The sequence below is a fragment of the Paenibacillus sp. R-74696 genome (assembly GCF_055814915.1).
Genome location: NZ_JBPULM010000026.1, coordinates 171,121 through 189,887, shown reverse-complemented (window position 1 = coordinate 189,887; position 18,767 = coordinate 171,121). Strand labels below are relative to the sequence as shown.

Below are 18,767 nucleotides of genomic sequence, written 5' to 3'. Positions count from 1 at the left end.
CGATGTTAGAACAGCTGAAAGAAGAGGTATATGAGGCGAATCTGGAATTGCCGAAGCATGGACTCGTAAAATTTACATGGGGCAATGTGAGCGCAATGGATCGGGAAAGCGGTCTGTTCGTCATCAAACCAAGCGGAGTCAGTTATGACAAGATGAAAGCGAGCGATATGGTCGTTGTCGATCTCGATGGCAATGTAGTTGAGGGAGAGCTAAGACCTTCCTCCGATACCGCGACTCATGCCGTCTTGTATAAGCATTACCCAGAGATCGGAGGCATCGTGCACACTCACTCCACTTGGGCTACAATCTGGGCACAAGCAGGACTTGATGTACCGGTAATGGGAACGACGCATGCGGACACCTTTTACGGAGCTGTTCCTTGTGCACGTTTCCTGAATCAAGGCGAGATTGACCGGGGCTACGAGGCTGAAACGGGACGAGTCATCATTGAAACGTTTGAGCAGCGTGGGCTGGATGTGATGGCTATTCCGGCCGTCCTGCTTCATGGTCATGCACCGTTTACTTGGGGCAAGGATGCGAAATCGGCAGTTGTGAACAGCGTTGTGCTGGAGGAAGTTTGCAAAATGAATTTGTATGCGCGGCAATTGAATCATTTTGCCAAAGAGCTGCCGCAAGGCATTTTGGACAAACACTATTTGCGCAAGCATGGGAAAGACGCCTACTACGGGCAGAAGTAATCATTTTATCCACTATTAAATTTAGAAAAGAGGATGATTGTAATGACAGTAACATTAGCTAAACAGTTTTGGTTTGTCGTAGGTTCTCAAAACCTGTATGGGGCAGAAGCATTGGCCGAAGTAAAAGCAGACGCACAGAGAATGACGGATGCGTTGAATGCAAGTGGTGTGCTGCCTTACCCGCTTGTATTGCAGGACCTGGCTATCAGCGCAGATAAAATCACAAGCATGATGAAAGAGGTTAACTATCGTGATGAAGTGGCGGGCGTCATTACGTGGATGCATACGTTCTCGCCTGCAAAAATGTGGATTCGCGGAACGAAATTGCTGCAAAAGCCGCTGCTTCACCTGGCAACGCAATACAACGAAAGCATTCCTTGGTCCACAATCGATATGGACTTCATGAACCTCAATCAGGCTGCTCATGGTGACCGCGAATACGGCTTTATCAATGCCCGTCTGAAGAAGCAAAATAAAATCGTCGTAGGCTACTGGGAACGTCCTGAGGTGCATCAGCAAATTGCCGACTGGATGGATGTAGCGGTTGCCTATAACGAAAGCTTTAACATCAAGGTGGCTCGTTTTGGCGACAATATGCGCAACGTAGCCGTAACGGATGGAGATAAAGTCGAAGCCCAAATTCAGTTCGGCTGGACAGTAGATTATTACGGCATCGGCGACCTCGTACAATACGTGAATGCCGTTACGGAGCAAGAAATCGACGATCTGATGGGACTGTATGCGGAGCTATATACATTTGATTATGGCACGAGCAGCAAAGAGTCTTGGGAAGCTAGCGTAAGAGTGCAAGCGAGCTATGAAATCGCCATGAAACGCTTCTTTGAAGAGAAGGGCTACAATGCCTTCACTACGAACTTCGAGGATTTGCATGGCATGAAGCAGCTTCCGGGTCTGGCTGTCCAACGTCTGATGGCACAAGGCTACGGCTTTGCCGGCGAGGGCGACTGGAAGACGGCCGCGCTTGATCGCTTGCTGAAAGTGATGAGCCACAACCAAAATACAGGCTTTATGGAGGATTACACATACGAGATGGCAGCTGGGCAAGAAGCTATCCTGCAATCTCATATGCTTGAGGTAGACCCGACTTTGGCCAGCAACAAACCAACCATCATCGTTTCCCCATTGGGTATTGGCGATCGCGAAGATCCAGCGCGTCTCATTTTTGATGGCAAAGCTGGTGAAGGTGTCGTTGTTTCCATGGCTGATTTCGGCACACATTACAAACTGTTGATTAACGAGGTTTCCGCATTCGAGCCAACAGTTCCAGCTCCTAAGCTCCCTGTAGCTCGTGTGCTGTGGAAGGTGAAGCCGAACTTCCAGGATGGCGTCAAAGCTTGGATTGAGAATGGCGGTGGCCATCATACGGTCGTTTCCTTGAACCTGACGACAGACCAAATCGTGACTTATGCTAAATTGGTGAACCTGGAGTACGTTATTATCAAGTAACATCGCTATTCATTCAAGCAAATAAGCGTTTTCCTTAAGGCCGGGGGTGATCCTCCGGCTTTTTTCATCTCGTTATGGATGTTGTAGAATGTACCAAAAATAGCTTTTGTCTGACTTTAAATAAGCCGCCAAGATAGACCGGCGGCTTTACTCTGTTTACTCCGTAGTATTCTGCTTCTTCAATAAACCTCCTGCTGATCTCGACTGCTTCTTTTTAAGCGCAGGGCATGGACAATTTCTCGCTCAAGCAAAAACTTCTGGTTGTCTTGCAAATTGACGTCGTCGGTCATAAATAATATCCCTGAAAACAGGATCACTAGTGGTGAGGATTAGATCATGGCCTAGGTATATGATGGAATTATAAATTTCCCTAAGCAGTTGATTTTATTGGGAATTAAGCCAAAAGACATTGATTCTACCGACGATGTTTAACCCTGATGGATTCAGGCATATATTGAAGCGCTCAGGATTCGAACTAATTGATAAGCTATACTGCTGATGAATTGCTGTTAAGGCTCTATGAGATTCTATCGTAGAGATGAACCATAATTATAGGTAATGGAGAAAAAGCGGGAGTCGATAAGATGGGACTCCTGCTTTTTCAGTAACGTTGTTCACATTTTCAATCTATAAACTCGAATCTTTTTTTTGGGATTTTATCAAAAAAAAGTGAAACATATCCTGATTTTGTGAGTCTATTTGAATGAGATATCGATATGGATTCTCATTTAGCTCTGCATAATCTTGTCTTATGAAAGGGGGATAGGGTGGGAATTGAAAATTTGATAATTGAAACCGAATATAACAAACATGGAAGGACGGGGTTTAGAACTCAAATTCGATAATCACAATCGTACTTTACCAAACAAAAGGAGGAAGGATATACATTGATGAATAATAACTGGAAATTATTTTTTACGTCCATTGCTACCGCTATTTCAATTACTCTTCTTTCCGCTTCTGTTGCTGCTGAGAATAATAGCAACAATCAGCTTTTGCCTCCATCTTATAACGAGGTGGTTGCATTTCCGGAAGATGAAATGGCTCGACAGCTCGAATACAGTGAGGAAGTAATTCAAAAAAATCAGCGATACCGTAGGGCAAATAATCTTAATTTTTCAAATCAGGCTATCCTAAATGCTCTTAACTCCCCCAATGCTAGGGAAAGTATTCCTAAATACAGTATTGCTCTAACTGAAGAAGAAGAAGGCTACATTCAAGAGAGAGATGCGCTAATGGACAAGTATGGAAAACAAATTTCCAATATGCTTTCAGAAAATGGTGTTATATTTACCAAAGGCCCCAATAATGACATCATTGAGAAATATAGCGACGTAGGAACCTTTCACCAAGAAAAGGATAGCGGATTGAAATTTGTTGTAGGTTTCTCAGTAGAGAATGAAAAAGCTAATCAAATTAGAAAAGCTATCGAAGCCCTTGTCCCGGAAGAATATTTAGAGATCAAGAAGGTGGATTTCTCAGAGGCTGAATTAGTGAGCGCGTATGAGTCAGTGATAAATGAAAGTAAGCAACTGGGAATCCCTTTTGAAACGGTGGCTGTAAGAATTAAAGAAAATGTGGTTGAAGTACAACTTGCAGATGGCGCAAAAGCAATCCAATTACTGGGAGTGAACTCTTTAAAAACGTTAGAAACGCAAAGTCCTAATATTTTCAAAGTAGTGACGGGTAAGTCGAATGAAAAACTGGATGCAAGAACTACTACACTAAATACGATGGCTGGTGGCTTGCTTATCGCTGATACCGCAACAAATTCTACATCATCACAAGGCTACTGTACAATTGGAACTTTGGCAACAAAAAATAGTGACCGGTTTATTATCACGGCTGCACACTGTCTGGAAGCCTGGACAAGTAATAACGTCTACCAAGGTGGAGAATTGGTGGGAGCGGAGCATTATTCTTATAATGGCAACTATGCGGATGTGGGTGTTATTAAAGTACCTTCTACTAAAAAAATTTCCAACTATGTATATAAATATTCTTGGACGGACAGCAGTATAACATCTTATCAAACTAGCACAAGTTCTCTCTCTGTAGGAGACAATGTATGTTTGTCTGGTGCAACAAGCGGGTTCAGCTGTGGATCGGTTACAGCTAAAAATATTACTTCACTTGGGAATAGTGGATATATGGAAGCTGACGTTGTTTCCCTAGGTGGCGATAGCGGAGGAACTTGGTGGTACAATGGAGTATTGATTGGAATTCACAGATCAGGTGATAGCGCTTCTTATGCAAGATTCTCTCATATATCAAATGCAAAAGCTTACGGTGGAGACTGGACTCCATATACATCGAATACTGCATCGTAATAAAAGAGCAAAAGAAAAAGCGATCTAATTGGATCGCTTTTTCTTTTGCTCTAGTTAATTATATTTACTTCTTTGGCAATTGAAGTTGGGGGTTGGGTATCCAGATGTTCATTTTCGGTAACAAAACGAATTTTTGATCCGATTTTTAAAGCATCAAAATCAAATTCTTCTAAGGAAATGTTCTTTACATCCAGCCATTGTAAATCATATTTATTAGCCCGTAGAATGTCCTCGGCTGTTTGACCAATTATCGTTTCTATTTTTGACTGTAACTCAGGATTCTCTATGTCTAATGCAAGCAGAATTTTCTTTCGCCCTTCTAAATCCAGTTTTGCAAGAACGAAAGCTTCAGATGTACGGAGTGAGTCTTTAGGTTTTTTTGAATGGTCAGCTTCTTCTTCGTTACTGCTGCAACCAGTGACTACAATAATGGAAATCATGAACAGCAATATATATTTCAATGTCTTCACCACCTAACCTCTCCTAATAATATCTATAAGACGATTAGATTGTAGAAAAGGTTGCAAACAGATCTACGTACTATGAGTAAGGTTCGAAATGATATGACAGCTGTGATTTTGGTGCAATATGCATTAAACTAACTGGAAATTTTGTTTAAGCAGGAGTGTGAAACAACAGGTGAACTTTTATCGTCTTATAAGTATAGACTCAGATTTAGTTAATGTTATTTAACTCAAACTTCGCAGTGCAAAATTGGTCTTAAACCCTTGTTGAATATAGCTGAAACGGTATTATAATTAATCTCTTGCAAATAGAAAACACCGCTTCTGTTTGGTATAGTGATTGTGTCTAGCAATACACTATCACACAGAAGAGGTGTCCTCTATATGATAGAGCAAAAAGAGCCATGCATTCAACTACCAAAAGAAATGAAACCCGCATTTAAAGAACTCCAAGTGATTAAGCATTTAAAAGATGCGAAAATCAACAAGAAATTCGGGTATCCCGCAGCCTATCTTTTTTAGCTTGTTTTCGTGCTTTTATTTCATCAGAGGAATGGGTTTCGCCTGCTGGAAAGTGAGAAAGCAGAGTCGTTTCCAGGCAAGGATACCGTTTACCGGTTTTTGAATCATACGAAATTTGCTTGGCGGCAGTTCCTCCTATCGCTCAGTGCTGCGACCATTCAGAAAGTCGAGACGCTTACCTCCGACAAACGTGTGACGGCATTCATTTTCGACGATTCGATGTTTGATCGTAACCGCAGCAAAGCGGTAGAATTACTCGCAAGATTCAAAGATCACGCTACCGGTGCCTACTACAAAGGCTTCCGTATGCTGACGATGGGCTGGTCCGACAGCCATACGTTTATTCCCATGGATTTCGCTTTGCTTAGCTCAACAAAGTCTCAAATCAATGGCACCTCAGATGGCATCGATAAGCGTACCATTGGCTATAAACGTCGAGAAGAAGCGCTACTCCCAGCACCAAAGGTGATTGCCTCTATGATTGATTGTGCTATAGCTGCTGGTGCCTCTGCATCTTATACCTTAATGGACAGTTGGTTTACCCATGCACCGCTCATTAAAGAGGTTCTTGATCGAGGGCTTCATGTCATCGGTATGATTAAAAATGACAACAAGCGCTACCTGGTAAATGGTGATCGATTAGATCTAAAGGAATTGTATCTAGCGGCTCCAAAAGTTGAAGGAAAGCGGTCAGATATTCTTCGTGCCATTCGAACAGAGTTGGCCTTAATGGCCCCGGAAGTCATCCGTATGCTGGGACATTGAGGTCTTCTTTAAGTGCGCAAAATCTATGTTACGCTTGCAAAAGGAGTTTCAAGGTCTCTCCTATGACTTGCTCATTAGCCATACGACCATTGTGTTTTCTCGTTACATTCTACTTGCTTGGCAACATCGTCAGAGCACGGACCAGCGAACACTGGGTGGTTTGTTTTATTTGCTTTGCGATGAAGTCGGTACCATGGATTGGGTGGTTGCTTTACAGCAACTGCTTGATTTGATCAACGAAGTAACGGCAGCAGCAAGCAAAAAACTTTCAAAATTAATTAAAAGTCAACTACAGCAATGGATTTCCGGTTTGCCTAGTTACCTTAAGGCTTACCTGCCTATTTCAAGCTGCGAAGTTTGAGTTATTTAACTACAGGGCGAACTTTGTAACAAGAAGAGCTGGTTGGAGGAGTATAGTGATGGACATAAAGCAATCATTTTCGAATCGAGTGAAAGATTATGTTAAATATCGTCCAACCTATCCTAGTGACGCAATAGATTATTTATATAATATTGTAAAACTTGATGTGAACTCGACCGTGGCTGACATTGGGGCAGGAACAGGGAAATTATCTGAATTACTAGTTGAAAGAGGTACTCATGTTATCGCAGTAGAACCAAATCAGGAAATGCGAAAAGCTTGTATACAAATACTTGGACATGAATCCAAATTTCGTGCTGTGGCAGGTTCAGCGGAATCCACATGTTTGCATGACAATTCCGTAGACTTTATCGTTTGTGCACAAGCGTTCCACTGGTTCGATCGTACGGTTACAAAAAAGGAATTTACACGAATTCTAAAAGACCGTGGTAAGGTTATTTTAGTTTGGAATACACGTCAAACAAAAGGAACCCCTTTTTTAGAAGGGATAGAACATTTATTGCTTAACTATGGGATTGATTACTCTGAAGTGAATCACAAAAACATTTCGGAAGATGAATTGCAATTATTTTTTAAAGAAAATACGATGGAGAAGTCCGTTTTTAAAATGCAACAATTATTTGATTTTGAGGGTCTAAGTGGGAGAGTAATGTCTTCCTCCTATACTCCTATGCCTGAACATCCTAACTATGGACGTATGAAGGAAGAATTAAAAAAGCTATTTAATCGATATGAGAAAAACGGGAAAGTAACTTTTATATATGAGACAGAGTTATATTGGGGAGAGATTTAATATTCACTTAGGGAGCCATCATGCTTATTGTAAGGAACAAAAATATTCTAGGAGTGTGGCATGAATTATGGAGCCATACAAGGTTCTATCTGAACTTTTAGCACGAATAGAAAAAGATGTTTCTGGTACTAGGGAGACAGACTATTTGGCTGATCTCCCGATCTCCGTTGTTCATTTGCGTCGGCTCTTCAAGTTCGCTTTCGGCGTGCCGCTGCAAAGCTATATCCGTTCTCGAAAGCTGGCCATCAGCTTGGAGAATTTGATGCTAACCGAGAAACGGATTCTCGACATTGCAATTGAATGCGGTTATGAACATGAGCAAACCTTCATACGAGCGTTTAAACGAGAGTATGGGCTTACGCCCGGCGAATGCAGGCATTCCAGCAAGAACATCCACGTAACACCTCCTCTTCATTTGTTTCCAAAAAACAATGTTGGCGGAAATGTGGTGTACGGGCCGGAAATGGTCATGATTCCAGCCTTCCATTTAATCGGGCAAATGTATCGAATCGAGATCGCCGAAGCACCGACAAAGGCACCCGAAGCTGCCAAGCAGTTTTGGTGGAACAAGCGGCATAAAGTGCCTAATCCCGTTGAACCCGATATTTATTACGGTCTAACGAGGACACCTGACCCATCACTTAGTTGGACATATTACATACCGTCTATGCGCGTAAAGAATCTGAGCGATATTCCGGAAGGCTTTACAGGCGACACCGTACCTGCTTCCTTGTGCGTCGGCTTTCGATATATCGGGAACCATCATTATGAGGAGATTAATGAACTACGCGCAGAGGCGCTATATAAAGCCATTGATAGGCTTGCACAGGAGCACAACGGGAAATATGAGCTTCTGGACAGCGAATTTTTCTTAGAGAAAATTGACACGAGTGCCTACGATGGGCAATTTTGTCAAATGGAATGGTTTACGCCCATCAGAGTGAGGTACACTTAAAATGATCAAAAAAGTCCATTGAGCTTGCAACTATTATGGTAGATTTTATTGTATAGCAACAAAAAATAGATGTTTGTGTGAAAGGAGATAAAATGAATTATAACGAGGCTGTTTCAATCGGAAATACCTATTTGATTTCAGCTGTAACGGAATTGTTCGGATTAGAAGGCTATGAAATTAGGCGGATTCCGGCACATGACGGAGGGCGGAATGTCGTATATAACTGTGAGAAAGGAGGGAGCCCTTCAAAAATACTCAGAATCGCATTCTTACCCGACAGGAGCCGGGAAGATTTCCTAGGGGAAACGGAATATATTCGGTATTTATTTGAGCATGGAGGCAGTGTCTCGAATGTAAACAGCTCCCGGAAGGGGAATTTACTGGAGGAGATCAGCCACAATAACCATACCTTTTTTGTTTGCCTGTTTGAAAAGGCTAAGGGGAAAATGTTTGTAGAAAATAATTATCGGTACCGGGAAGGGGCTCCAATTACCGAATATTATTATAATTGCGGTAAGGTCTTGGGGAAACTGCACCAAATATCGAAAGGGTATGTGCCCACCCATCAACGGTATAGTTTTTTTGACAAATACAAGGTTGAATATATTGAAAAACTGATACCCGGCTCCCTATCTCTGCTAAAGGAAAGACTAGTTGAGCTCCTTATGACATTAAAAGAATTGGATAGTAACCAGGATACTTTCGGTATGATCCATTTTGATTACAACGATGGGAATTATTCAATAGATTTTGATAACGGGCAAATAACCGTATATGATTTCGATAATTCTTGCTATTGTTGGTATATGTATGACCTGGCAGATCTCTGGACAAACGGAGTGGGCTGGATAAAATTTGAACCAGACGCCGATAAACGTAAAAAGTTTATGAATGATTATTTTGAAACAGTCCTCGCTGGATACAGAACCGAGACCAAGATCGAAAATTCGATGCTGGATAATTTACCCTTATTTATTAAAGTAACGCTCATGGAAAATATTGTTGATGCATTCGAGGTGATGCGAAACAACGGTGAGGAGCCGAAATGTGATGAGGAGCTGTCGTATCTCATAAAATGTTTGGAAGATGATATCCCGCATAAGGGATTTTTCCATGAGATTTACTCTTGTAAAGAACCTTTTGAATATGAGGAACGAAATATTTAGTTTGCGCTCCGTGAAGACGTCCGAGAGTAAAGTCTCGATGACTTACTAACGTTATCGGGGAACGATAGTTGAATTGCCAACACTAGGCCGCGAGTACTTCGACGGCCTTCTGTGCATGCAACGAAACATTAATCATATCACTTATGCATAGATATTTCAGAAATATCACGGAGTTCAAAGTCGAGGCTTCGAGTCATATATTTATTGAAAAAACTTGAGTCAATTCCTGTGAGCTGATGGAAGAAAGAAATTTCTGCTTTCCAATCATTCTCAATCATTTGACCAATGTCGATAACTCCTTTTTTTGAAACGAAATCAATGATGGTTTTAATTTTCATTGGTTTCTGAATTGGAATTACGTTATCAAGGGGCTCGAACTCCAGATAACCTTTCCGATGCATGGCCGCATAGAAGTTACGATGATCCTTTGACTGAATGATTCCAAGATTAGCTGCTCTATACCCCAATACCTGCAACGACGTTTTCCATTTCTTTTTTAAATCTAAATAATCATCTGGATTGGTAAGATGGGACACGTCCTGCATATCGGTGGTGAATTCGTCTTCGGGTAATAATAAAGCGCCAGCAAACATATTTGCTTCATTCTCAATAAGTTTGTGTTCTTTTCGTTCTAAGCTCGTAAACTCCATACGATAATGAAGTAATAAATGACCTAATTCATGAGCGATATCAAAGTTCCTACGAACAGCCGAACGCTTCATATTGCCTAAAATAATATATGGCCGATCATCCAGAGTCCAAAGGCTATAGGCATCAATTTCTTCACCAATAGCCTTTTCAAACACGAAAACACCGCTCTTTTCAATTAGGAACATAAGATCATCATTATTCGTTTTTGCTAGCTCAAGTCTTTGTCGTGCTAAAAGAGCAACATGGTTGATTTGAGCAGATCTATCGTCCTCTGTATGATTTAAATACGCTATAACTTCATCACGTAATTTAATCATTTTAAGGGTAGGATAACTAATTTTAGTTGTAAGATAGCTGACAAATACATTCAAAAATTCAACATGCTTAGCCTCCGCTTGTGTTTTTGAAATGACATTCAGCACTTTTGAGCGATAGGCAATATTCGTTAAGTCGATATTAGATGAAGTGATGTTCTTTTCAAGCATGTCTTCTGTATAAAAATATTTACTTTTTACTTGGAAAATCCGTTTTAACTCATTTACGATTTGCATTTTAGGTGATGTATAAGCATTCTCGTATTGCCAGACTGCTTGTTCTGTTACGCCTAACTTTTCGGAGAGCTCTTTACGCGAATATCCGTGCATGATTCGTAAATTGGTTAGGTTCTTACCAATAAACATGCTTGCTGCCTCCTAGTTAAATTAACATCATGCCATTTTATATATCTTGTTTTTTATCTTTTTCAATTATACCGATATCAAATGCTGCTGGGTCTATACGTTCATCATTTGATTCAGGTGCGACTACTTCTCGGTCCTCATCAGATAATGTAGCTCCTGAGATGAAATCGGACAGATCCTCGACAAAGTATGCAATGTTATCATTTGGATTGGGTAAATAGTGTAAGATCTCGGAAATTTGATACGCTTCATCAATAGCATATGTGAGTATGTGAAACTCATTGTAAGAAGATTTGAAATAATCCAGATCAGGTTTGACTGCACTTTCTAACATAAATAAGGAGAGTTGTTCGACTCTCTCGGTTCGTGCCCCTCTTTTTGGCGATTTTTCTGAGGCGGAAAATACCAAATTTTTATTTATTTTTGAAAGCTCATGAAGATAGGTACGAAGAGACCCGTTACTTTCGCTCTCATCTGGAAGTGTAGCTTGTGAAAAGCAATCTTCATTGAAATAAGCGGCATTTTTAATAAGAAAAAGAATGTTGGAATCTCCATTAACGAATTGGAGGTAGTCCCATGTTAATCCAGCCTTTGCTTTCTTGTATGTAAATCCATGAGCGATGCACTCTTCAGCGAGTTTGCTCTCAATAAAGTTACCCTTAGTCCAAGAAAAAGCAGAGCTGATTTTCATTTTTAATTTTCTGTCTTTGCGATGATCAACATAGTCACGATAACCTTCAACAATAGCATCAACAATCATATTATTATGTGCAGGACTGAACTTGTATTTATCCACATCAAACACCCCAGTTCGATAATATGAAGACAGTTAATATTGTAATCGAAGTTGGGATGTATTGAAATGATTTTTTCTTTTTTTCTTAAAGTTTCAAGCTGTATCTTGCTTTTTCTTTATAGTGGTTGGTTTTTTGAACGGTCAGTTTAAATTATTGACTGTCTTGCCTGAAGCTATTCGTAGATTGCTTAGATCATACCCACTTATGGCAACAAAGAATGGAATGCACACGTCTATTTATTGTACTTTCTAATAACTAATTTCGAATAAGCAAAGCAAAAGGAGCGTTTCCATGAAACCATATACCGGAAAAATCGTGGTGCTGGGAATCGTTGCTGCGATACTCATACCTATTCTGCTGTTCACAGAGTTTAATTACGGTTTTTACCAAAAGTTTCGATTCGAGCAGCGGGCAGAGCATTATTTGGCGGAGACCTATGCCGAAGACATGAAGATTGTGAGCGTTCGTTATTTATGGGATAACATAGAACCACTAGTAGCGACTGTACACCCCAAATCCGATCCATCGCTCCGGTTTTATATCTACCATAGTGAGGAACGAGAGCTCGGATTAACGGACGATTATGCGACCACTCTTTGGAAAATACAGGCGATGAAAGAAGCGGAGACACTACTGCGTCCCATACAGCCGGAGTACGCCCGCCACGCGAGTATCGATTTTTCCTGCTGTAAGGTCAGTGAATATGATTTTGCGTCGATTCGCGGGGAAGTACCGCATTACGGGACAACAAAACTGCCCTTCGATTTAGCAGTTACTTTGGAAAGGGCGATGGAAGCAAACGATATGGATCATATGTATCACGCTGTGGCGGCTCTTCGGGAATCCGTGTCACTTGTGCTGGGGAGCCTTGTTTTCCGTTTTCCGCTTTCGGAGACAGGTGGCTTCGCTGTATTTGAGATTCCAGGTGACGTCTTAAATGCTGTCACATCCGCAGCGGATGTGGAAGCCTACAATGCAACGAGGATACCCGCACAGGAAATGGCAGAGCGAATCGGAGCCTCTCTTGAGTGGAACGAGCAGAAGAGCGAGGCGATCTTCACCCGGGATGATACGACTTTGGTCGTTCGCAGCTGGGGAAATGAGGCGTTTCTGAACGGAGAGTCCGTTGCTGACCCAATAGGCGCTCATATTGGCGACTTCATGCACCTTATGGTGCCGGTCTGGTTGGTCGAGCACGCTTTTGAACAAAAGATAGCACTGTGGTAGCCTTTCTAATTGAACTACGGAATATGACAAACGGGTTGAATGGCTCCCAAACTAAATGAGTTAATACGTCCTAAAATGTCGAATTACTAGACATAGTCTTATTGAAAGTCGCTATTTTAGCGGCTTTTTTTGTTTTATCGGTATAAGTAGAATATAGTCCGATTACCGATTAGATGCTGATGAATAAGCAGTGTAAAAAAATAGCTTGCCTTAAAAGAAAATTTGTCATAAACTGTTGATACATCAACCGTTGATATATCAACGGTTATTTTTTTGAAATATATAGATTGCCTGTAGAAAAAGGAGAATAAAACATGACAAAGACAGCATTAGTAACTGGTGCGAATAAAGGTATTGGATTTGAAATTGCAAAGCAGTTGTTAGAAGCGGGGTATCGTGTTTTAGTAGGGGCACGCGATCAGGAGCGAGGAGAAACGGCAGTAACTGCCCTCCGAGCATTTGGTGATGCACATTTGGTATTGCTGGACGTTGCTGACCTGCAAAGTATTGATCAAGCAGTGACAAGTATTAAGCAGAATTACCCTGAGTTGGCGCTTTTGGTGAACAATGCTGGTATTCCAGGCGATATGCATAAACCAGGATGGGAATTTGCAGTTGAGGAGCTGCAGGCAACTCATCAAGTCAACTTTATCGGTCCTTATGCACTTTCAAAAGGCTTGCTGCCCCTATTGACTGCCAATAAAGGCATGATTCAAAATATCAGTATCCCTCTTGAGCCGTTGCCTTACTTCAATGCATTTGCCTATGCAACATCCAAGGCTCCTTTGAATGTCATGACAAAGTCTTGGGGAATGAGCTTTGAGAAGAACAATATACCTGTACAGATTTTTGCAGTGATGCCGGGGGCGGTTTCAACAGATCTGAATGGTAATATGACAGGAGATTTTGTGAAAACAACTGCTCAAGCTGCGGAATTTATCCTTACCTTTGTTTTGGATGATGAAAATCACAATGGACAGGTCATTAATTACGATGGCACTCTAGCAGTATACTAATTGAATAAAAGATTCAATTATAACTTCTGATCTATTTCCTCTTCGATAAAAGCCCTTTCTCCACTGGAGAGAGGGCTTTTAAGTTTGGATGATAAGCCTTCTACTTATAAAAGCTATGGCTATGGGCAGACTTGCTTGTAAAAAGAATCATTAAGTTGTATATTGTCTAATACATTGCAAGCCTTTAGCAATCATATACTATCAAGAAAGTTGGGATGGTTTTGAGTAAAGATTGGTCACAGGAGGCCACGTTGTTATACCAAATGTACCGTGTAAACAACGCCATAAATACTACATTCGATGCTTACATCAGCATCAGCCAATCTCGCTTTGAAATACTCGCATTGATATATCAAGAGATCGAAATCAGTCAAAGTGACTTGCAAAAAAAAGTAACCCTTGATAAGGCAGCTGTCGCTAGGCATCTCAAACAGCTTGAAGACAACGAGATCGTATCAAGAAGAAAAAAAGATGGGGACAACCGTATGATTTTGGTTAAATTGACTGATTACGGAAGAGGATTAATCGAAACTTCACAAAGGGAGAAAGAGCATTTTGCGAAGGAACTATTAACTGATATTAGTGATACAGAACTTACCATGCTAAGAAAAATATTAGTTCAGTTAAATACAAATATTGAAAAAATGAAGGGAAATGCTTAGTAAGAACAGGTCTTTATTTCAGCGGCTTATTTCTTGAAGTAGTCACTTTTAGAGCATCTCTCCAAATCCGAATTAAAAAGGAGTAAAGCAGCCAATGGAAGATGGCTGCTTTACTCCTTTTTTGTCGCTTCCTCAATAAACCTTCTTCTGATCCCGATCCTCCTTAATAATTTCGACCGCTTCCTTGAAGCGCAGCGCATGCACGATCTCCCGCTCGCGCAGAAACTTCAGGCTGTCCTGCAAATCGACATCGTCGGTCATATCGATGAGCCATTGGTAGGTCGCCCGCGCCTTCTCCTCAGCCGCAATATCCTCGTATAAATCCGCAAGTGGATCTCCTTTCGCTTGTATGTAGGCGGCGGTGAAAGGAACACCTGAGGCATTGTTGTAAAATAGCGCGCTGTCATGGCTCACATAATGCGGACCAAGCCCAGCCTCTTCAAGCTGCTCGGGCGTTGCATCCTTGGTAAGCTTGTAAATCATCGTGGCGATCATTTCAAGGTGCGCGAATTCCTCTGTTCCAATATCCGTCAGCAGACCAATGACCTTGCTTGGAATCGTATACCTCTGATTCAAATAACGCAGCGCTGCCGCCAGCTCACCATCGGCGCCGCCATATTGCTCGGCGAGATAACGCGCCATTCGGGGATCGCATTTGCTAACCCGAACAGGGTACTGGAGCTTTTTCTCATAAACCCACATGCCGTTGTCACCTCCAACATGCTAAGCCGCCGCTTTTCGAGCCTACACTGCCCCGATTGAGCGGCAGCCCGCTGTGCTTCATATTGACTGTGTGGCAGGCTTATTACACCTGCCAAGGCCAAGGCGTATCCGGCCACTGAAAAGGAAAACCAGAGAAGCTGTGTCCGTAGTTCATCAGCGGCCCGTACTTCATCTCGAACTGCTGGGCGCATAGCCGGCGCTGCTGGGCCAAATAATTGAACTGCTGCAAGGCTTGATGGTCATGTGGATGGGTATCGAGATAGAGGTTCAGCTCGAGCAGGCCAAAATCCAGCTGCTGCAGCTCCAATAGCTTGGCATAGTAGGCTTTATCGCACACGATAGGCTGCTCACTCATGGCTAATAGCTCCCCCCTCCGCATTTCGATTCGTAAGGGCTGTATAGCGCCGGCCACAATGTTCCAAGCCGCAGCGCCTCCTCTAGCGAAAACTGCGGAAGGTTCGTCGGCTGAAAAGGAATGTATTGGTTCGGCGGAACGACATACGTCCGCACAATCATCGGCTCACACGGATCGTGCGGCCCGACGAAAGGGTACCATCTTCGAATTTGCGGATTGCTGTTCATGAACGGCCTCCTTCATCCAGCCAGAACCGCAGAATTTCCCGCGCTGTCCTGCATCCAGGCTGGAGCAATATTCATATGTATGAGCACCGCCCAGCTATATTGCCTGTCTGCTTCAAAATTTATAATGTTGAGCTTGCGATTGAGATTGTTATACGAATTAACTGCAAGAAGCGGGGATGAACAAGAGGCGATTCGTGTCAAATTTGACTAAGACGCAAATGAAATAAACGGACGCCAGTAGAGTACCAGCGCCCGTTCACATTCTAGAAGTTTTTGTGTTGGTAAAAAGTTTCTTGCGCAATCAACTATTTAATAGCTTTGCCTCCCGCATCATACACTTGGGGAAAGGCCTTAATTCAGGTTGCTTATCAGCGTCCTTAAAATTTATGCAGCAGCTCCCGTGACTAGCTTGCCGCGCAAAATGAATTGAACGATAACCATCTGTAACAGTAGTGAGCACGCCATCGCCAACAGCACCGTCGAGAAGGTAACACCCCAATCTAACGCAGTCGTCGCTAGGGCTCCACCGATTGCTCCAGACAAAAAGTTGGTCATGCTGAACACGCCCATACCTGCACCGAGCTGCGCAGTAGGTAGCAGCATAGATACAAGCTTAGACATGGAAGACTGAATAAATACAACGCCGATATTGGGCAAAATCAAACCAAGCGCCACTACCCATGCTCCAGCCCATGACAGTCCAGCTAGCAGCAGGAAGCCTAAGATCATAAGGAGCGCGGCCATCAGGAGCATGGGTATGCTGCCGAAACGATCGGCCCAGCGCCCGCCGATTCGTCCCATAAGTGCCGCGGCGATTGCCGCCGGGAACAAGACTAGACCAATTTTGTCTGCTCCAAGCTCAAATGACGCTTTCAGCATAAGAGGAATAACAAGCATCATGCTGAAGCCAGCAACGGACGACAGAAACATAGCCAAAATGGCATAGCGGAACGGCCCCTTTGTAAATAAAGCTAAAGAAATGAACGGCTCCTTCGAGCGATGGCTGCGTATTACAAATCCGCCCATCAACAGGATGCACAATGCGCCATACAAGATAGCCAATCCGGTTCCGAAGCTGGTAATGGTCAACATGAGTAGGGCTACTGACCCTGCAAGCAGCACGGCCCCTATCATGTCTATCTGCCCTGGGCGGCGTGCTTCCTCTGGTAACGCACGCCTGAGAAACGGCAGTACGACCAATGTACCTAAGGATAATAGAAATAAATATTTCCAATGAAGTCCGCCTGCGACTACTCCACCGATAATGGGACCAACACCTGATGAAAGCGCGATAAAGGAGGCAATTAGGCCCATCACCGCTCCGCGCTGCCCTGGCGCAAAGTAACGCGCTGGGATCATCATAGCCAATGCTGGAATGGAGGAGGCTCCTGCCGATTGCACCATACGGCTAATCAACAGCCAGACATAGCCATGCGATAGAAAACCGAGCACAGAACCAGCAGCAAATATAATAATACCTATCGTCATTAGCCGCTTTAAGGGGAATAAATCGGCCAGCTTACCATACAGCAGCGACCCTATTGCATAGACCATCGCGTAGCCCGTGCTAACCCAGCCTGCAAGCGAGGAGGAGATGTTAAGCTCTCTAGAAATCTCGGGCAATGCTACATTAAATACGGTCACATTCATAACCGAGAACAACAAAAGACAACCAAGCAAATAGATGATGCCCTTCCCTGTCTGCGAATGCTCATTACTTACTGAAGGTGCTGAGGGTGTTCCCATACCGCGCTCGCCTATACGATTTTCCATTATGCGTCCTCTCCCTCTTTATGATGCACCATGGCATGTATATTGCTTAGCATTTGCTTGATTAACCTTAGGAACAACGCATATTCTTCATCGCTGATACCCTTACGTCCAATTTGCATCAGCTTAAACAAACGTTTTTTCACTTTTGGAACGACAGCCTTGCCGTCCTCAGTCAGGTAAATCTGGTTACAGCGCTGATCAGCGAGTGAGGGAACACGCTTTACGTATCCTTCTGCCTCCAATTTGCTAATGGCCTTGGCTGTTGTTGTCTTGTCAATTAGCAGCTTCTTGCTTAGTTCCTTCTGCGTTATTCCCTGCAATACGGCAATTTCCAACAGGAAGATAAACTGCCCGCTTCCTATTCGGAAGCCTGCTAATTCATCAGAAATAATAATTTGTAGATGGCGGTGAATCGCCGACACATACTTATTCGCTGATTCGAATACAAGCGGCTCCATGTCATCACTGATCTGACTCATATTGACTCTCCTCTTAACATTAAGATTAAAATAGCATGCTATTGCAACTAATTTTATGTATTAGCAGTCTATCAATAATATGATGTTATTGCAACTAATTTTATAGGCAATACAGCGTCGTTCAGATTCAAACTAATTAAACAGGGCACCTATTTGGAGGCCAATGAAAAAGTCTGATTTTAAAAAATATCATGAATTTTAGGAGGAGTATGACCCTCAGCAATAAAAACGAGCCCTAGAAGCGATTCTAGCGGCTCGTTTTTCAGCTATTAAATTGTTTATAGAAAAATGAGAAACCTTAAACTGCTTATATTAAAGCAATTGCATGTTCCAGTTGAGGGATAACTCGGCTACTTGCATCTTGGTGGTTCTTCGCTGTATTTTATGGTCATATTTATTGATTTAACTCTTTATTATAGTATGAAAATATTGAACAATATAGACTATACTTTTTTAATTATCAAGGATGAAATTACCTTCAGTCACTAATGTTGTGTAAAGTGTTTTTGTGTATATTGAATTAATGTGCAAAAGGCTATTGATGTCCTAGCAAATATGGTAAGATATTTTCGCCAATCGATGCTGGGTTGTATAAGCTGTGCAAAGTCATAGGTCACTATGGGTTCTTAATGCAA

At 42.4% G+C, this 18,767-nt stretch carries 17 protein-coding genes and 1 pseudogene; 10 read left to right on the top strand and 8 right to left on the bottom strand.

The window, feature by feature from the left end:
* Window positions 1-2 precede the first annotated feature (2 nt).
* The 3 genes from ACSR9A_RS09720 (at window position 3) to ACSR9A_RS09710 (ending at window position 4,495) form a co-directional block, all read left to right on the top strand.
* On the top strand, window positions 3-698 hold the full coding sequence (locus ACSR9A_RS09720; RefSeq protein ID WP_430155079.1) for an L-ribulose-5-phosphate 4-epimerase: 696 nt from the start codon (window positions 3-5) through the stop codon (window positions 696-698).
* Between the two features lie 42 nt (window positions 699-740).
* On the top strand, window positions 741-2,165 hold the full coding sequence (gene araA / locus ACSR9A_RS09715) for an L-arabinose isomerase (protein WP_473756965.1): 1,425 nt from the start codon (window positions 741-743) through the stop codon (window positions 2,163-2,165).
* Window positions 2,166-3,055: 890 nt separating this feature from the next.
* Window positions 3,056-4,495, top strand: coding sequence for a S1 family peptidase (locus tag ACSR9A_RS09710; protein ID WP_473757078.1), 1,440 nt, complete (start codon window positions 3,056-3,058; stop codon window positions 4,493-4,495).
* A gap of 50 nt (window positions 4,496-4,545) precedes the next feature.
* Here the strand turns inward: ACSR9A_RS09710 and ACSR9A_RS09705 are convergent, their stop codons facing one another.
* Window positions 4,546-4,965, bottom strand: a complete 420-nt coding sequence (locus ACSR9A_RS09705; RefSeq protein WP_473756964.1) for a hypothetical protein — start codon at window positions 4,963-4,965, stop codon at window positions 4,546-4,548.
* A 378-nt stretch (window positions 4,966-5,343) separates the two neighbouring features.
* Here ACSR9A_RS09705 and ACSR9A_RS09700 point away from each other — a divergent pair.
* The 4 genes and pseudogenes from ACSR9A_RS09700 (at window position 5,344) to ACSR9A_RS09685 (ending at window position 9,542) form a co-directional block, all read left to right on the top strand.
* Window positions 5,344-6,607, top strand: a pseudogene (locus tag ACSR9A_RS09700) (IS4 family transposase).
* A gap of 58 nt (window positions 6,608-6,665) precedes the next feature.
* Window positions 6,666-7,421 (top strand): class I SAM-dependent methyltransferase, encoded by a 756-nt coding sequence (locus ACSR9A_RS09695; protein WP_473756963.1) that lies wholly within the window; start codon window positions 6,666-6,668, stop codon window positions 7,419-7,421.
* 67 nt (window positions 7,422-7,488) lie between these two features.
* On the top strand, window positions 7,489-8,376 hold the full coding sequence (locus ACSR9A_RS09690; protein ID WP_473756962.1) for a helix-turn-helix domain-containing protein: 888 nt from the start codon (window positions 7,489-7,491) through the stop codon (window positions 8,374-8,376).
* A 92-nt stretch (window positions 8,377-8,468) separates the two neighbouring features.
* On the top strand, window positions 8,469-9,542 hold the full coding sequence (locus ACSR9A_RS09685) for a phosphotransferase enzyme family protein (protein ID WP_473756961.1): 1,074 nt from the start codon (window positions 8,469-8,471) through the stop codon (window positions 9,540-9,542).
* Window positions 9,543-9,679: 137 nt separating this feature from the next.
* On the opposite strand, the gene ACSR9A_RS09680 is transcribed toward ACSR9A_RS09685, so the two are convergent.
* Both ACSR9A_RS09680 and ACSR9A_RS09675 read right to left on the bottom strand, forming a co-directional pair.
* The gene (locus tag ACSR9A_RS09680) at window positions 9,680-10,873 is read right to left on the bottom strand and encodes a spr1629 family repressor/antitoxin (RefSeq protein WP_473756960.1); all 1,194 of its coding nucleotides are present in this window, start codon (window positions 10,871-10,873) and stop codon (window positions 9,680-9,682) included.
* Window positions 10,874-10,910: 37 nt separating this feature from the next.
* On the bottom strand, window positions 10,911-11,669 hold the full coding sequence (locus tag ACSR9A_RS09675) for a spr1630 family ClpXP-sensitive toxin (protein WP_473756959.1): 759 nt from the start codon (window positions 11,667-11,669) through the stop codon (window positions 10,911-10,913).
* 292 nt (window positions 11,670-11,961) lie between these two features.
* On the opposite strand from ACSR9A_RS09675, the gene ACSR9A_RS09670 reads away from it, so the two are divergent.
* From ACSR9A_RS09670 to ACSR9A_RS09660, 3 genes are all read left to right on the top strand, one after another.
* Window positions 11,962-12,897 (top strand): stalk domain-containing protein, encoded by a 936-nt coding sequence (locus ACSR9A_RS09670; protein ID WP_473756957.1) that lies wholly within the window; start codon window positions 11,962-11,964, stop codon window positions 12,895-12,897.
* 314 nt (window positions 12,898-13,211) lie between these two features.
* Window positions 13,212-13,913 (top strand): SDR family NAD(P)-dependent oxidoreductase, encoded by a 702-nt coding sequence (locus tag ACSR9A_RS09665; protein WP_473756956.1) that lies wholly within the window; start codon window positions 13,212-13,214, stop codon window positions 13,911-13,913.
* Window positions 13,914-14,128: 215 nt separating this feature from the next.
* Window positions 14,129-14,575 carry a MarR family transcriptional regulator gene (locus tag ACSR9A_RS09660; protein WP_473756955.1) on the top strand — a complete coding sequence of 149 codons (447 nt, stop codon included), beginning with the start codon at window positions 14,129-14,131 and terminating at the stop codon, window positions 14,573-14,575.
* A 132-nt stretch (window positions 14,576-14,707) separates the two neighbouring features.
* On the opposite strand, the gene ACSR9A_RS09655 is transcribed toward ACSR9A_RS09660, so the two are convergent.
* The 5 genes from ACSR9A_RS09655 to ACSR9A_RS09635 form a co-directional block, all read right to left on the bottom strand.
* On the bottom strand, window positions 14,708-15,277 hold the full coding sequence (locus ACSR9A_RS09655; RefSeq protein ID WP_473756954.1) for a manganese catalase family protein: 570 nt from the start codon (window positions 15,275-15,277) through the stop codon (window positions 14,708-14,710).
* A gap of 103 nt (window positions 15,278-15,380) precedes the next feature.
* On the bottom strand, window positions 15,381-15,653 hold the full coding sequence (locus ACSR9A_RS09650; protein ID WP_473756953.1) for a spore coat protein CotJB: 273 nt from the start codon (window positions 15,651-15,653) through the stop codon (window positions 15,381-15,383).
* A 2-nt stretch (window positions 15,654-15,655) separates the two neighbouring features.
* On the bottom strand, window positions 15,656-15,880 hold the full coding sequence (locus tag ACSR9A_RS09645; protein WP_341280595.1) for a spore coat associated protein CotJA: 225 nt from the start codon (window positions 15,878-15,880) through the stop codon (window positions 15,656-15,658).
* Between the two features lie 384 nt (window positions 15,881-16,264).
* Window positions 16,265-17,653 (bottom strand): MFS transporter, encoded by a 1,389-nt coding sequence (locus ACSR9A_RS09640; RefSeq protein WP_473756952.1) that lies wholly within the window; start codon window positions 17,651-17,653, stop codon window positions 16,265-16,267.
* Window positions 17,653-18,132, bottom strand: a complete 480-nt coding sequence (locus ACSR9A_RS09635) for a MarR family winged helix-turn-helix transcriptional regulator (RefSeq protein ID WP_473756951.1) — start codon at window positions 18,130-18,132, stop codon at window positions 17,653-17,655. Before ACSR9A_RS09635 ends, ACSR9A_RS09640 begins: the two co-directional genes overlap by 1 nt.
* Between the last annotated feature and the right edge of the window lie 635 nt (window positions 18,133-18,767).